The organism is Enterobacter cloacae complex sp. ECNIH7 (genome assembly GCF_002208095.1).
Lineage (GTDB): Bacteria > Pseudomonadota > Gammaproteobacteria > Enterobacterales > Enterobacteriaceae > Enterobacter > Enterobacter cloacae_M.
Genome location: NZ_CP017990.1, coordinates 1,703,024 through 1,718,613, shown reverse-complemented (window position 1 = coordinate 1,718,613; position 15,590 = coordinate 1,703,024). Strand labels below are relative to the sequence as shown.

Annotated in this window: 12 protein-coding genes; 9 read left to right on the top strand and 3 right to left on the bottom strand. The window is 57.7% G+C overall.

The window, feature by feature from the left end:
* The first annotated feature begins 69 nt into the window (after nucleotides 1-69).
* Nucleotides 70-1,026, top strand: a complete 957-nt coding sequence (locus tag WM95_RS08430) for a VirK/YbjX family protein (protein ID WP_088544725.1) — start codon at nucleotides 70-72, stop codon at nucleotides 1,024-1,026.
* Here WM95_RS08430 and WM95_RS08425 read toward each other — a convergent pair.
* Nucleotides 1,023-2,681 (bottom strand): ATP-dependent endonuclease, encoded by a 1,659-nt coding sequence (locus tag WM95_RS08425; RefSeq protein ID WP_045354439.1) that lies wholly within the window; start codon nucleotides 2,679-2,681, stop codon nucleotides 1,023-1,025. The genes WM95_RS08430 and WM95_RS08425 overlap by 4 nt on opposite strands.
* A 372-nt stretch (nucleotides 2,682-3,053) precedes the next feature.
* Here WM95_RS08425 and aqpZ point away from each other — a divergent pair, with 372 nt between their 5' ends.
* The 4 genes from aqpZ (at nucleotide 3,054) to hcr (ending at nucleotide 7,606) form a co-directional block, all read left to right on the top strand.
* Nucleotides 3,054-3,749, top strand: coding sequence for an aquaporin Z (gene aqpZ / locus WM95_RS08420; protein ID WP_014883193.1), 696 nt, complete (start codon nucleotides 3,054-3,056; stop codon nucleotides 3,747-3,749).
* A gap of 181 nt (nucleotides 3,750-3,930) precedes the next feature.
* A complete protein-coding gene (locus WM95_RS08415; protein WP_045403610.1) occupies nucleotides 3,931-4,830 on the top strand; it encodes a lysine exporter LysO family protein in 900 nt (299 codons plus the stop codon).
* Nucleotides 4,831-4,974: 144 nt separating this feature from the next.
* Nucleotides 4,975-6,627 carry a hydroxylamine reductase gene (hcp, locus tag WM95_RS08410; protein WP_063408055.1) on the top strand — a complete coding sequence of 551 codons (1,653 nt, stop codon included), beginning with the start codon at nucleotides 4,975-4,977 and terminating at the stop codon, nucleotides 6,625-6,627.
* Between the two features lie 10 nt (nucleotides 6,628-6,637).
* Nucleotides 6,638-7,606 carry an NADH oxidoreductase gene (gene hcr, locus WM95_RS08405; RefSeq protein WP_063408056.1) on the top strand — a complete coding sequence of 323 codons (969 nt, stop codon included), beginning with the start codon at nucleotides 6,638-6,640 and terminating at the stop codon, nucleotides 7,604-7,606.
* A gap of 90 nt (nucleotides 7,607-7,696) precedes the next feature.
* Here the strand turns inward: hcr and WM95_RS08400 are convergent, their stop codons facing one another.
* Nucleotides 7,697-8,131, bottom strand: coding sequence for a DoxX family protein (locus WM95_RS08400; RefSeq protein ID WP_045403617.1), 435 nt, complete (start codon nucleotides 8,129-8,131; stop codon nucleotides 7,697-7,699).
* A 151-nt stretch (nucleotides 8,132-8,282) separates the two neighbouring features.
* Between WM95_RS08400 and poxB the strand changes: the two genes are divergently transcribed.
* The 4 genes from poxB to WM95_RS08380 all read left to right on the top strand — a co-directional run bounded on the left by poxB (nucleotide 8,283) and on the right by WM95_RS08380 (nucleotide 13,594).
* Nucleotides 8,283-10,001, top strand: coding sequence for a ubiquinone-dependent pyruvate dehydrogenase (gene poxB, locus WM95_RS08395; protein ID WP_063408057.1), 1,719 nt, complete (start codon nucleotides 8,283-8,285; stop codon nucleotides 9,999-10,001).
* 38 nt (nucleotides 10,002-10,039) lie between these two features.
* Complete coding sequence (gene ltaE, locus WM95_RS08390) at nucleotides 10,040-11,041, top strand: low-specificity L-threonine aldolase (RefSeq protein WP_063408058.1); 1,002 nt, start codon at nucleotides 10,040-10,042, stop codon at nucleotides 11,039-11,041.
* 10 nt (nucleotides 11,042-11,051) lie between these two features.
* Nucleotides 11,052-12,488: an SDR family oxidoreductase gene (locus tag WM95_RS08385; RefSeq protein WP_059445583.1), complete on the top strand. Its 1,437-nt coding sequence runs from the start codon at nucleotides 11,052-11,054 to the stop codon at nucleotides 12,486-12,488.
* 92 nt (nucleotides 12,489-12,580) lie between these two features.
* Nucleotides 12,581-13,594 carry an NAD-dependent epimerase/dehydratase family protein gene (locus tag WM95_RS08380; protein WP_045354430.1) on the top strand — a complete coding sequence of 338 codons (1,014 nt, stop codon included), beginning with the start codon at nucleotides 12,581-12,583 and terminating at the stop codon, nucleotides 13,592-13,594.
* Nucleotides 13,595-13,672: 78 nt separating this feature from the next.
* On the opposite strand, the gene WM95_RS08375 is transcribed toward WM95_RS08380, so the two are convergent.
* Nucleotides 13,673-15,502 carry a chitinase gene (locus tag WM95_RS08375; protein ID WP_063408059.1) on the bottom strand — a complete coding sequence of 610 codons (1,830 nt, stop codon included), beginning with the start codon at nucleotides 15,500-15,502 and terminating at the stop codon, nucleotides 13,673-13,675.
* Between the last annotated feature and the right edge of the window lie 88 nt (nucleotides 15,503-15,590).

Here is a 15,590-nt window from a genome sequence, read left to right as displayed (position 1 = left end):
AATTTGTTTACGAGATGTTGACATTTCTCCTGCTGAAATAGCGATATTCCAAAAGGATCAGGATCTACCATGTCTTCTATCGTCGATACATCACTTTCAAACCTGCCGCAGCCAAAATCCGGCTGGCAGCTCTTCAAAAACCTGGCTTTCGGTGAGATCGCACCCGGGCTGGCATGGGAAAAACCCGCCTATCGACGCAAGTTCATGCTGCGCTCACTGGCGACACCGCTCAGCACCGCTCGACTGCTGTCTGATCTTGCGAAACATCCGCACCTGATGCAAATGCTCCAGGTTCAGCCTGGGCTGCCCTGCCGCCTTCATCGTCCGTGGTTAACGGTCAATATGGATCGACAGCATGTGCTGGAATCGCTGTCCTGGCACTATCAGATGATGTGCCGCCAGCTGCCGGCGACGCTGACAAAGGGTTACCTTTCAAAGCAGGGCGTGACTCTGCTGACCTTAACCGGAAAAGATGAACAGCAATTTACCGTCCGCCTGTGTGCCGACGCGTTTATGGATAAAGAGGGAGAAGCTACCCTCGTTTTCTGTGACAGTCAAAATACGGCGCTGGCGGAGATGACCTTTACGCTATGCCAGTTTGAGGGAAAATCGACGCTGTTCATTGGCGGCTTGCAGGGCGCAAAAGCGCATGTTCCCCATGAGCTGATCCAGGGAGCGACGAAAGCCTGCCACGGCCTGTTCCCGAAACGTCTGCTGGTCGAGGCCGCCATGACGCTCGGCGCCGCGTTCCCGGTAGAGCAGATTGTCGCCGTCAGTAACGATACCCATATTTATCGCAGCTGGCGCTACCGCAAGAAAAAAGAGGGCAAACTGTTGGCCGATTACGACAGTTTCTGGCTCTCCATCGGCGGTGAAAAGCAGGATAACGGTAATTTTATGCTGCCACTCGTCATGCCGCGTAAACCGATGGAAGAGATCGCCAGCAAAAAACGCTCCGAATATCGCCGCCGCTACGCGCTGCTGGATAGCCTGATTCAGCAGATGAAACAGGCGACCCAACGCTAATCCGCTTTCCCGCGTGCCAGCCACAGCACGCGGGAGAACATCTTCCGCAGCAGGGTCGGTACCGCCTCCACGCCCCGCCTGCCCGCTTCCGTCGCCACTTCAATGGCTAAATCCGGTTTTGACGAACGGTGAATGGCTTTGGCGATCACCCGCCGCATGTTCATCGGGACATCGACCGGCACCATGGCAATGCGGTGGAAGACGTCGTCGAACCCCTGACGATACATAAAGTGTTCCATGTCCATCGCGGGGAGCATGGTTAAATGGTCGCGCTCTTCCTCGCGCTCGTTATTCAGCAGGCTCCGCACGGTCGAGGCATATTTTTTACCCGCCTCATCACCGTCTACCAGAACGTGCCACTCGATCCCCATCCGGCGGGCGAATTTTATCAGCGGCTTTAATCCCGACTGGGCGAATTCGATTACCTTAATGCCTTCCGCATCAAAGTGGTGGCCGCACTGGCGCGCCAGCTCGTTGATGACCCAGGTTTCCGTTTCCCCCTCCACCAGCAGCCAGCAGCGGGCAAAGAGCGACGACGCCCGGTTAAAGCGAATATGAAACGCGATGCGCCGCCCGTCTTCCGCATTCAAACCGCCCGGCCCAAGCCGGAAAGCGGAGACGCGGGAGGATTCACGCACCAGGCGACAGACGTGTTCAACCGGCGTCAGCGATAATAACTCTCCGGAATTGGTGGTCGTAATGCGCTGGAGCGGCAGCAGGTTCAGCAGATGCCATGCCACGGAGAGCATGATGGGATGCAGGCGCGTTTCCGGGTCTTCCACCAGCAGCAGAGGCCGGGCGTCCCGGTCAAGGCGAACGGTGCCTTTGGCCTGCAGAAGCGTTGAAAACAGACCCAGCAAAATCACCCGATGGGTACGGCCGCCGGGCCGGTCGATCATCCGGTTAATGATGTCGAGATAACGCCAGCTTCGCTGCTCATCATGAGAGCGGCGGCGCATCAGACGGTGGCGCGACTCCGAGGTTCCCTGCTCGGAAAAATAGTGCTCCAGGAGTTGCACCATCGCGGACAGCCCCTGACGGATTTGTCCGTCGGTCAGATTCTGCGGACGCGACACCAGCTCTCTGGCCAGAAAATCCAGCTCGCGGGCGGTGACTTCCACTTCCGGCGTATTGGGTACGGTTCCGTTACGAATACGCCGCATAAAGCGCGCATCGCGCAGGCGTAACACCGGCGTCAGGCGGGTCAAGTGGCGGGCAAGATCGTCGATATTGTCGAGCGGGATCGGGTTGGCTTTCTCATCGAGAAAATCACGCAGGGTGAGTACCCCCTCGTTCTCCGCCATCTCGCCTTCAAGCCGATAGAAAATCCGGTGGAAACCGTCGTCGCACGGCACCCAGCAGGGTGACAGCGGGCGGAAGCGACGCACGCGGTGACGTCCGGGCTCGGATTCGCGGAACGTCAGGATGATATGCAGGTGCTTCTCGCGTCCCGTTACGTCGCCGGGCGGAAACCAGAAATCGTCGCGAACGAAGTGATACAGATCGTCTTCGGGCGAAAGCAATAGCGTCAATGCATCCAGCAGGCTGGACTTACCCCACGCGTTCTCGCCGATCAGGACGTTGTTCTGCTCCAGCTGCAGCGACAGGCGGTTAATACCGCGAAACCCGACAATTTCCACACGTTCGAGAAGCATAAATCCCCCGCGATATGATCACTTTTTCCTTCAAGTAATCAGCAGTATAGCGGGATGCAGACGGGCTTGACACTGCAATCCGCCTCCATATCCTGGCGGAAGCACGAAAAATTCAGAATTTATCCATCAGGTTTCATTTGAAATAACCCACATCTCACAAGATACTACCGCCCGCAAATTGGTCTATGCTCTATTTACCGCTGATTTGATCAAGGATTGACATCACATTGCCTTAAATCAAATTAATCGAATTTATTTAAGTGGCGAAGGGGTGTTGTTGGTTTTTAAAATACGGGCTCTTTGAGTCGTCATCCCTTTATGGCGATATATCCCGTGCGCGGGAAAGCGTGCGGAAAATTATTTGAGGTGGTTATGTTTAGAAAATTGGCAGCAGAATGCTTTGGTACATTCTGGCTGGTATTTGGTGGCTGCGGTAGCGCCGTTCTGGCAGCAGCATTCCCGGAATTAGGTATCGGTTTTGTCGGCGTCGCGCTGGCGTTTGGTTTAACCGTATTAACCATGGCATTTGCCGTGGGACATATTTCCGGCGGTCATTTTAACCCGGCAGTGACGTTAGGTTTATGGGCGGGCGGCCGTTTCCCGGCGAAAGACGTAATTGGCTACATTGTGGCGCAGGTAGTTGGCGGTATTATTGCGGCGGGCGTTCTGTACGTGATTGCCAGCGGTAAAGCCGGCTTCGACGCGGCGGCCAGCGGCTTTGCCTCTAACGGCTTCGGCGAACACTCTCCGGGCGGTTACTCCATGCTGTCTGCCATCGTGATTGAAATCGTGCTGACCGCCGGCTTCCTGCTGGTGATCCACGGCGCAACGGACAAACACGCGCCAGCCGGTTTTGCCCCGATTGCCATTGGTCTGGCGCTGACGCTTATCCACCTGATTTCTATTCCGGTCACCAACACCTCCGTTAACCCGGCACGCAGCACCGCCGTCGCCATCTTCCAGGGCGGCTGGGCGCTTGAGCAGCTGTGGCTGTTCTGGGTGATGCCAATTATCGGCGGTATCCTCGGTGGCGTGCTGTATCGCACCCTGCTGGAAAAACGCGATTAATCTTTCCTTCCGTCTCCACGTGGGAGAGGGCCGCGGTGAGGGCCACAGGCCGCACACCCCACATAGACACAAGCCGGGTAAGGCGTAGCCGCCACCCGGCTTTCTTTTGCCGCTTTACTGAACAGCCTTTATTGGGTAGTGTCACTGGCGCTTAACCGATACTCAAAAGGACCGGCTGTTCATGTTTTCAGGACTCCTCATCATTTTGCTGCCCTTGATCGTGGGCTATCTTATTCCGCTGCATCGTGAATCCGCATTAAGGCTCATTAATCGATTCCTGAGCTGGATTGTCTACGTTATTCTTTTCTTTATGGGGATTAGCCTGGCATTTCTGGACAACCTGTCGGCGAATTTACTCTCCATTCTCCATTATTCTGTCGTCACCGTGGTGGTTATTTTGCTGTGCAATATTGCCGCGCTGCTGTGGCTGGAACGCACTATTCCATGGAAAAATCACCATCATCAGGAAAAGCTCCCTTCTCGAATTGCAATGGCGCTTGAATCATTAAAATTATGCGGCGTCGTGGTGATCGGTTTTCTTCTTGGGCTGACAGGTTGGGCATTTTTACAGCACGCGACAGAGGCCAGTGAATATACGCTGATCTTCCTGCTGTTCCTGATTGGTATTCAGCTACGAAATAATGGCATGACGCTGAAACAAATTGTCCTGAACCGTCGGGGGATGATGGTTGCCGTTATGGTTGTCGCCAGTTCAATGGTGGCGGGCGTCATCAACGCCTTTATTCTCGATCTGCCGCTGAAAACCGGCCTGGCGATGGCATCCGGTTTTGGCTGGTATTCGCTCTCCGGTATTCTGCTGACCGAATCATTCGGCCCGGTGATCGGCAGCGCCGCCTTCTTTAACGATCTGGCGCGCGAGCTGATTGCCATCATGCTGATCCCGAGCCTGGTTCGCCGCAGTCGTTCTACCGCGCTGGGCCTGTGCGGCGCAACGTCGATGGACTTTACCCTGCCGGTACTACAACGCTCCGGAGGGCTGGAGATGGTGCCCGCGGCTATCGTGCACGGCTTTATTTTAAGCCTGCTGGTTCCGGTCCTGATGGCCTTCTTCTCTGCCTGATACTTCTTTGGCGGTAGGTTTCCTGCCGCAAAAATTGCGCTAAATCAATCTCCCTCTATTTTGTAGCAGAAAGCCCTTTTCTCCGTTCTGGCACAGGCATAACCTTAAACATGTATATTAAATATAACTTTAACAGGTGTGATTATGTTTTGTGTGCAATGTGAACAAACTATCCGTACCCCGGCAGGCAATGGCTGCTCTTACGCACAGGGTATGTGCGGCAAAACCGCAGAAACATCTGACCTGCAGGACCTGCTGATTGCCGCCCTGCAAGGCCTTTCCGCATGGGCGTTCAAAGCCCGCGAATACGGCATTGTCGACCACTACGTCGACAGCTTCGCCCCGCGCGCCTTCTTCTCCACGCTGACCAACGTTAACTTCGACTCTCCGCGCATTGTCGGCTACGCCCGCGAAGCGATTGCCCTGCGTGAAGCGCTGAAGGCACAGTGCCTGAAGGCCGACGCCAGCGCTCGCGTGGAAAACCCGATGTCTGAACTGCAGCTGGTCAGCGACGATCTCGGCGACCTCCAGCGTCAGGCGGCAGAGTTCACCCCGAATAAAGACAAAGCGGCGATTGGCGAGAACATTCTCGGCCTGCGCCTGCTGTGCCTGTACGGCCTGAAAGGCGCTGCGGCCTATATGGAACACGCGCACGTTCTGGGTCAGTACGACAATGAGATTTACGCCCAGTACCACAAAATCATGGCGTGGCTGGGTACCTGGCCTGCCGATATGAATGCCCTGCTGGAATGCTCAATGGAAATCGGCCAGATGAACTTCCGCGTGATGAGCATTCTTGACGCCGGTGAAACCAGCACCTACGGCCACCCGACGCCGACGCAGGTCAACGTCAAGGCAACCGAAGGCAAGTGCATTCTGATTTCCGGTCACGACCTGAAAGATCTCTACAACCTGCTGAAGCAAACCGAAGGCACCGGCGTTAACGTTTATACCCACGGCGAAATGCTGCCGGCACACGGCTACCCGGAACTGCGTAAATTTAAGCATCTGATCGGTAACTACGGCAGCGGCTGGCAGAACCAGCAGGTGGAGTTCGCCCGCTTCCCTGGCCCTATCGTGATGACCTCTAACTGCATCATCGACCCGACCGTCGGCGCGTACGATGACCGCATCTGGACCCGCAGCATCGTCGGCTGGCCGGGCGTGAGCCATCTTGAAGGTGACGATTTCGGTCCGGTTATCGCCCAGGCGCAGCAGATGGCGGGCTTCCCGTACCGCGAGATCCCACATCTCATCACCGTCGGATTTGGTCGTGAAACCCTGCTGGGTGCCGCTGATTCGCTGATCGATCTCGTCAGCCGTGAAAAGCTGCGCCACATCTTCCTCGTCGGCGGCTGCGACGGCGCGCGCGGCGAACGTAACTACTTCACCGATTTCGCCACCCGCGTGCCGGAAGACTGCCTGATCCTGACCCTGGCGTGCGGCAAATACCGTTTCAACAAGCTGGATTTCGGCGACATCGAAGGTCTGCCGCGCCTGATCGATGCGGGCCAGTGTAACGATGCTTACTCGGCCATCATTCTGGCGGTCACCCTGGCGGAGAAACTGGGCTGCGGCGTGAACGACCTTCCGCTGTCGCTGGTGCTGTCATGGTTTGAGCAGAAGGCGATTGTCATCCTGCTGACCCTGCTCTCTCTCGGCGTCACCAACATCGTGACCGGACCGACCGCGCCGGGCTTCCTGACGCCGGACCTGCTGGCCGTGCTGAACGAGAAATTCGGCCTGCGTTCCGTGACCAACGTTGAAGATGATATGAAACAGCTGCTGAGCGCGTAAGGAGTTATTCATGACCATGCCAACCTCACAATGTCCGTGGCGGATGCAGGTTCATCACATCCATCAGGAGACGCCGGATGTGTGGACGCTGTCGCTGCTGTGCCACGACTACTATCCGTACCGTGCAGGCCAGTATGCGCTGGTCAGTGTTCGCAATTCGGCGGATACGCTGCGCGCCTACACGATCTCCTCAACGCCGGGCGTGAGCGAGTACATTACGCTCACTATCCGTCGTATTGACGACGGCGCGGGCTCGCAGTGGCTGACGCGGGACGTCAAGCGCGGGGATTATATCTGGCTGTCTGACGCGCAGGGCGATTTCACCTGTGACGACAAAGCAGACGATAAATTCCTGCTGCTGGCGGCGGGCTGTGGCGTAACGCCGATTATGTCGATGCGCCGCTGGCTGGCGAAGAACCGCCCGCAGGCCGACGTGCAGGCGATCTTCAGCGTCCGTTCCCCGGAAGATGTGATTTTTGCCGGGGAGTGGCGTAATTATCCGGTGACGCTGGTGGCGGAGCACAACGCGACCCACGGCTTTGTGCCCGGTCGCCTGAGCCGCGAGCTCCTGCAAAGCGTGCCGGATATCGCGAACCGCACCGTGATGACCTGCGGCCCGGCGCCGTACATGGATATCGTGGAAAAAGAGGTGAAAGCGCTTGGCGTGACCCGCTTCTTCAAAGAGCAGTTCTTCACGCCGTTGGCGGAAGCCGCAACCAGCGGCGTTAAGTTCACCAAGCTGCAGCCTGCGCGGACCTTCTTTGGTCGCGTGGGAACCACGCTGCTGGAGGCGCTGGAAAGCAACAAGGTGCCGGTAGCGGCGGCCTGCCGCGCGGGCGTGTGCGGCTGCTGTAAGACGAAGGTGGTTTCCGGAGAGTATACCGTCACCAGCACCATGACGCTGTCCGATGCGGAAATTGCCGAGGGTTACGTGCTGGCGTGCTCGTGCCATCCGCAGGGCGATCTCGTCCTCGCATAAACGGTCAACTTTCGATCGTAGGCCCGGTAAGCGTCAACGCCACCGGGCTTTTTGTCGGGTGGCACTGCGTTTACCCGACCGACAACAACCCTACCGCCACGCGGGTGCTTTACCCAGCGCAAACCGCCCCGCCCCTAAAAACGCGATCGCCAGAGAGCCGATAAAGAAGTACACCAGGCTTTCAATCGCCCATGCGCCCACCTTATCAAGGGCGAGCGTTTCACCCATTCCCACCATCAGCCATGCCACAATCATCGTAAAGGCCAGCACCAGCGCGGCCGGACGCGTAAAGAGCCCGACAATAATCAGAACCGGTGCCACCACTTCTCCAACCAACACGCCGTAGGCGATAAATCCCGGTAGCCCTTTTTCCACAAGCATGCCGCTGATAAAGCCCACGCCGCCAAAAAGCTTGTGCAAACCATGAAAAAGCATCAGCCCGCCGACGGCAAGTCGTAACAAGAGTTTGCCAAGATCGTCGCACGATAGCTTTTCATTAACAGCAATTAACAATGATTTAACCATTTGAAATGATTCCTGTTTTCACCGAGGTATAACCAGATTATGCCGAATAATTGCGCGTGAAAAGCACCTTTTAATTAGGGGGAGATGACGGGCAATACGGAGACTTTCTTCTAAGCTTGTAAGCGATATCACAAAAAGGAGACGGACAACCATGAAACAAACCGTGGCTGCATATATTGCGAAAACGCTCGAACAGGCTGGCGTGAAACGTATCTGGGGCGTAACCGGCGATTCCCTGAACGGACTCAGCGACAGCCTCAATAAAATGAAGACTATCGAATGGATGCCTACCCGCCATGAAGAGGTTGCCGCCTTCGCCGCAGGCGCTGAAGCACAGCTCACGGGCGAACTGGCCGTGTGTGCGGGCTCATGTGGTCCCGGCAACCTGCATCTGATTAACGGGCTGTTCGACTGTCACCGTAACCACGTGCCGGTGCTGGCGATTGCCGCCCATATCCCCTCTTCCGAAATCGGCAGCGGCTATTTTCAGGAGACGCATCCGCAGGAGCTGTTCCGTGAATGCAGCCACTATTGCGAGCTGGTTTCATCCCCGGAGCAGATCCCGCAGGTGCTGGCGATCGCCATGCGCAAGGCCGTGCTGAACCGCGGCGTTTCTGTGGTCGTTATCCCGGGCGATGTGGCCCTCAAGGCCGCGCCGGAAGGGGCCAGCACCCACTGGTATCACGCCCCGCAGCCGGTGGTGACGCCTGCGGAAGAGGAGCTGAAAAAGCTGGCACAGCTGCTGCGTTACTCCAGCAATATCGCCCTGATGTGCGGCAGCGGCTGCGCGGGCGCGCACAAGGAGCTGCTTGAATTCGCCGGTAAGCTTAAGGCCCCTATTGTCCACGCCCTGCGCGGCAAAGAGCACGTCGAGTACGACAACCCCTTTGATGTGGGGATGACCGGTCTGATCGGTTTCTCCAGCGGCTTCCACACCATGATGAACGCCGACACGCTGATCCTGCTGGGTACCCAGTTCCCGTATCGCGCGTTCTACCCGACGGAAGCGAAAATCATTCAGATTGATATCAACCCGGCCAGCATCGGCGCGCACAGCAAGGTCGATATGGCGCTGGTGGGCGACACCAAATCCACCCTTGCCGCCCTGCTGCCGCTGCTGGAAGAAAAAACGGACCGCAAGTTCCTTGATAAAGCCCTGAGCGACTATCGCGACGCCCGCAAGGGGCTGGACGACCTCGCCAAACCGAGCGACAAAGCCATTCACCCGCAGTATCTGGCGCAGCAGATCAGCCATTTCGCTGACGACGATGCCATATTTACCTGCGACGTGGGCACGCCAACCGTCTGGGCGGCACGCTATCTGAAGATGAACGGAAAACGCCGCCTGCTCGGCTCGTTCAACCACGGTTCGATGGCCAACGCCATGCCGCAGGCGCTGGGCGCAAAAGCGACGGCGCCGGAGCGTCAGGTAGTTGCGATGTGCGGCGACGGCGGGTTCAGCATGCTGATGGGGGATTTCCTGTCGGTGGTGCAGATGAAGCTGCCGCTGAAAATTGTGGTTTTCAACAACAGCGTGCTGGGCTTCGTGGCGATGGAGATGAAGGCCGGAGGCTATCTCACGGACGGCACCGAGCTGCACGACACCAACTTCGCGCGCATCGCCGAAGCCTGCGGCATCACCGGTATCCGCGTGGAGAAAGCCTCCGAGGTGGATGAGGCCCTGCAGCGTGCGTTTTCCATCGACGGTCCGGTGCTGGTGGATGTCGTCGTCGCCAAAGAAGAGCTGGCGATCCCGCCGCAAATTAAGCTGGAACAGGCCAAAGGCTTTAGCCTGTATATGCTGCGCGCCATCATCAGCGGGCGCGGCGACGAGGTGATCGAACTGGCAAAAACCAACTGGCTCAGGTAAAACATTTCGCACGACCTCTTAAAATAAAGGGATGTGAAATGATTGATTTACGCAGTGATACCGTAACCCGCCCGAGCCGCGCCATGCTCGAAGAGATGATGGCCGCCCCGGTCGGGGACGACGTCTACGGCGATGACCCGACGGTTAACGAACTGCAGCGCTACGCGGCTGAACTGAGCGGCAAGGAGGCCGCGCTGTTCCTGCCGACCGGAACGCAGGCTAACCTGGTCGCGCTGCTCAGCCACTGCGAGCGCGGTGAAGAGTATATCGTCGGCCAGGGCGCGCATAACTATCTGTATGAAGCAGGCGGTGCCGCCGTGCTCGGCAGCATTCAGCCGCAGCCGATTGACGCCGCGCCGGACGGCTCCCTGCCGCTCGATAAAGTCGCGGCGAAAATCAAAGCCGACGATATTCACTTCGCCCGCAGCCGGCTGCTCAGCCTCGAAAACACCCACAACGGCAAAGTGCTGCCGCGCGAATACCTGAAAGCAGCGTGGGAATTCACCCGCGAGCGCCGGCTCGGCCTGCACGTTGACGGCGCGCGCATCTTTAATGCCGTCGTGGAGTACGGCTGCGAGCTGAAAGAGATTGCGCAATACTGCGACTCGTTCACCATCTGCCTTTCTAAAGGGCTGGGCACGCCGGTGGGCTCTCTGCTGGTGGGCAACGCGGACTACATCAAGCGCGCCAACCGCTGGCGTAAAATGACCGGCGGCGGCATGCGCCAGGCGGGTATTCTGGCGGCTGCCGGGCTGTATGCCCTGAAAAACAACGTGGCGCGCCTGAAGGACGATCACGACAACGCCGCGTGGATGGCGGCGCAGCTGCGCGAAATTGGCGCCGACGTGATGCGCCACGACACCAATATGCTGTTCGTCCGCGTGGGCGAGGATCGCGCCGCCGCGCTGGGCGAATTTATGAAAGCACGTGGCGTGCTGATCAACGCCTCACCCGTCGTGCGTCTGGTCATGCATCTCGACGTGAGCCGCGAGCAGCTGGTCGACGTGGTAAAACACTGGCAGGCGTTTTTACAGCGATAAGGAGCATCACGTGCCGCAACGCATTCTGGTGCTCGGCGCCAGCGGGTACATCGGTCAGCATCTCACCGCGGCGTTAAGCCAGCAGGGGCACCAGGTGCTGGCAGCGGCACGCAACACCGAACGCCTGCAAAAGCTTAGTTTGCCTGGCGTTACCTGCCACAGCGTTGACCTCAACTGGCCGAAGGAACTTCCCGCCCTGCTGGAAGGGGTCGACACGCTTTACTACCTGGTGCACAGCATGGGCGAAGGCGGGGATTTTATCGCCCACGAGCGGCAGGTGGCGATGAATGTCCGCGATGCCCTGCTGCAAACCCCGGTGAAGCAGGTCATTTTTTTAAGCTCGCTCCAGGCGCCCGAACGCGAGCAGTCCGATCACCTGCGCGCCCGCCAGCTGACGGCTGAAACCCTGCGCGGGGCGAATATACCCGTCACCGAACTGCGCGCCGGAATCATCGTCGGCGCAGGCTCCGCCGCCTTCGAAGTGATGCGCGATATGGTTTACAACCTGCCGGTGCTCACGCCGCCGCGCTGGGTGCGCTCGCGCACCACGCCGATTGCGCTGGAAAATTTACTGCATTATCTGGTGGCCCTGCTGGATCACCCGGCGGAGCAACACCGCGTGCTCGAGGCGGCAGGTCCTGAAGTGCTGAGCTATCAGGAGCAGTTCGAACATTTCATGCGCGTCAGCGGCCGCCGCCGCTGGCTGATCCCCATCCCCTTTCCGACCCGCTGGATTTCGGTGTGGTTTTTGAATGTGATCACCTCGGTGCCGCCGACGACCGCCAAAGCGCTGATCCAGGGGCTCAAACACGATTTACTGGCGGACGATCGCGAACTGCGGGCACTCATTCCCCAGGACCTGATCCGCTTTGATGATGCCGTGCGCAATACGCTGAAAGAAGAAGAGCAGCTGGTGAACTCCAGCGACTGGGGTTACGACGCCCAGGCGTTTGCCCGCTGGCGCCCGGAGTACGGCTATTACCCGAAACAGGCGGGCTGCACGGTGAAAACCCACGCCAGCCTGGCCGCGCTGTGGGAGGTGGTGAACCAGATTGGCGGCAAAGACGGTTATTTCTTCGGCAATATCCTCTGGCAAACGCGCGGGGCAATGGATCTGCTGGTGGGGCACAGGCTGGCAAAAGGCCGCCCGGCACGCCCGTATCTTGAGGTGGGCGATGCGGTCGACAGCTGGAAGGTCATCATCGTCGAGCCGGAAAAACAGCTGGCGATGCTGTTCGGCATGAAAGCCCCGGGGCTGGGTCGACTCTGCTTTACCCTCAAAGACAAAGGCGACCATCGCGAACTGGACGTCCGCGCCTGGTGGCATCCCCACGGAATGCCGGGTCTGTTCTACTGGCTGTTGATGATCCCTGCCCACCTGTTTATCTTCCGGGGAATGGCGAAACGCATTGCGCAACGGGCAGAACAAAAGACGGAAAAGATCTAAATAAAACTCTCTTTCTTTCACCTTTCCCATTGCATAGCGCCGTAATTCACGAAAGAATGCGCACGAAATTCTTTTCAACACAGTGGATAGCTATGAAGGTACTGGTTACCGGGGCGACCAGCGGCTTAGGCCGAAATGCGGTCGAATTTCTGCGCAACAAGGGCATCAGCGTCAGGGCTACCGGTCGCAACGAAGCGATGGGAAAACTGCTGCAAAAAATGGGCGCGGAGTTCGTCCATGCTGACCTGACGGAGCTGGTCTCCTCGCAGGCGAAAGTGATGCTCGCCGGTATCGACACGCTGTGGCACTGTTCCAGTTTTACCTCCCCATGGGGGACCCAGGAAGCCTTCGATCTCGCCAACGTGCGGGCCACCCGTCGTCTGGGTGAATGGGCCGTCGCCTGGGGCGTGCGCAACTTTATTCATATCTCGTCACCGTCGCTCTATTTCGACTATCACCACCATCGTGACGTGCAGGAAGATTTCCGTCCGGCTCGCTTCGCCTGCGAGTTTGCCCGCAGCAAGGCGGCCAGCGAAGAGGTGATTGACCTGCTGGCACAGTCGAACCCGCACACCCGTTTTACGGTCCTGCGTCCGCAGAGCCTGTTCGGGCCGCACGACAAAGTGTTTATTCCGCGCCTGGCGCAGATGATGCACCACTACGGCAGCGTGCTGCTGCCGCGCGGCGGCGATGCGCTGGTGGATATGACCTATTACGAAAACGCCGTCCACGCCATGTGGCTGGCAAGCCAGCCGGACTGCGATAAGCTCATCTCCGGTCGCGCCTACAACATCACGAACGGCGAACCCTGCACGCTGCGCAGCATTGTGCAGCGCTTAATTGACGAGCTGCAGATCGACTGCCGCATCCGTTCAGTCCCTTACCCAATGCTGGATATGATTGCCCGCAGCATGGAGCGTTTTGGCAGTAAATCGGCCAAAGAGCCTGCGCTGACGCATTACGGCGTATCGAAGCTTAACTTTGATTTCACGCTGGATATTTCGCGAGCGGAGAACGAGCTTGGGTACAAACCGATCGTGACGCTGGATGAAGGGATTACGCGTACGGCGGCGTGGCTGCGGGATCACGGGAAGCTTCATCGGTAGATCGGGTCCTGCATTTTTACGATGAGAAAAAAAACGGCAACCCGAAGGTTGCCGTTTGTCATTTTACTGTTTTGCTGATTACAGCGCAGTCCACGCGTCCTGCCATGCAATCCCTTTACCTGGCTCGTAGTAGGATGGCGCGTTATTGCACCAGCCGCTGTACGGATAAGGTTTGCACTGGAACAGCTGGCCGCGGTTGTTAACGATATCGCCCGCTTTCCATTTGGTTTTGGAGGTCCAGGTCGGGTAAGTCCCGGTCTGGCCGCCGTCGGTCTGCTTAGCCTGAACGTTCAGCGTATAGCTGGTGGTGCTGCTCAGCTCGCCGTCACTGACGGTCAGGTTGATCGGGTACTGCGTTGCCGCCGCCACTTCCGGTGCATTGAACGTAATAATCGCTTTATCTTCGCCGCTTACGGTCTGACCGTTCGGAGCCGTCCAGGTATAAGTCAGGTGGTTACCGTCTTCGTCAGTCGAGCCAGACGCGTTCAGAGAAACTGATTTACCCGCTTCAACCGCCCCCACCGGACCGGCGATTTTTGCTACCGGCGCATGGTTTACCGGCGCTGGCGTATTATCGTCCGGAGCCGGGGTGTTATCGTCCGGCACCGGCGTGGTATTGCCTTCGTCCGTTGGGTCGACAGGGGTCGGCGTTGGCGTTGGCGTGACGCTACCGCCGTCGGAAGTCCCGTCTTCACCCACCACATTGACGTTGAAGTAATGCTTCACGCATTTGGTGTAGTCACCCTCTTTAAAGGCGCTGAATGGCGTCTGGTAACCCACCAGCTGGCAAGAGTAGGTCTGGCCTGACGGGGTATCCGCGCTCCATCCCCAGTCCTGTTCCCAGTAGATCTTCAGCGCGCCGGCACCTCCTTCGTCGAACTGCTTCATGTTGGCGCAGCCCAGCACTTCATTAGACGGAACAGGCACCTTCAGGTAGTTGGCGAACTCTTTGTAGTATTTGATACGGTTTTGAGACTGGGCGATCTCAGTCGGGCCACCGCACTCCACGCCGCCGTTGATGATCTGCGTGGTCACGCCGAAGCCCGGTACCAGACCATTCGCCTTATCGTGATCGTTCGGCTGCCAGGTGCCGTCGATAACCTGCAGCATGCTCGGTTTTGGCGGCTGCGGGTAGGCGAAGAAGAAGATCGCGGAAGCAAGGTTCAGCCAGGTGTCCGCCACCAGCTCAGGTTTGTCCAGCAGTACGCGGACGTCGCCGTACATCGCTTCAGAGAATGGGCCGTAGTTGTAGTTATAGGAGAGCTGTTTCGCACCGCGACCAAAGTAGCTAACGAAATCGCCATCTTTGTCTTTACCGCACGGCCAGGTCTGACCCTGCCAGACATCCGGGTTACATTCGCCGTTATAGCCGCCCTTCTGACCTTCGCTCCAGCCCATCTCACGCACGTAAACCAGCGCCTGACGCCACTCGGCTTCCGGACGCCAGGACTCGTGGCCGCCGGTTTCCTGCGCGAAGTGCGCGAACATGGTTGCCAGAGACTTACGGCAGATGGCATCGCTGTTACGACCATCGGTATAGGTCTGGCACAGCGCCGGGAATTTACCCACCGCTTTCAGGAAGTTGCTGTACGTATATTCCGGCGCACGCAGCGGGAAGAGGTAATCCCAGTCGCTGGCCTTGATAATCCCTTCCACGCGCTTGACGTTTTCCGGATTTGTCGATTTACCCGGCTCAATTTGTTCCACCAGGCTGTTGTCCAGCGTGCGGATGGTTGACTTCACCGAAGCCATCAGCGGGAAGTTGGTCAACTCCTGCTCTTTCTTCTGCAGATCGCTGGCCTTAACCGTATAAGGTTCGCTGCTGGCCTGCAGCAGGGTTGCCTGAGCCATAAACGGTGCAACACATGCGCCCGCAATAAGAACACTGAGTAATGTCCTTTTGTTCATATTCAATGGTCCTCTTAATGATATTAAGGGTCTATAAAAGTTAATTTGTTTCGCGGTTTATTTATTAATCATTTAATAAATAAACCCG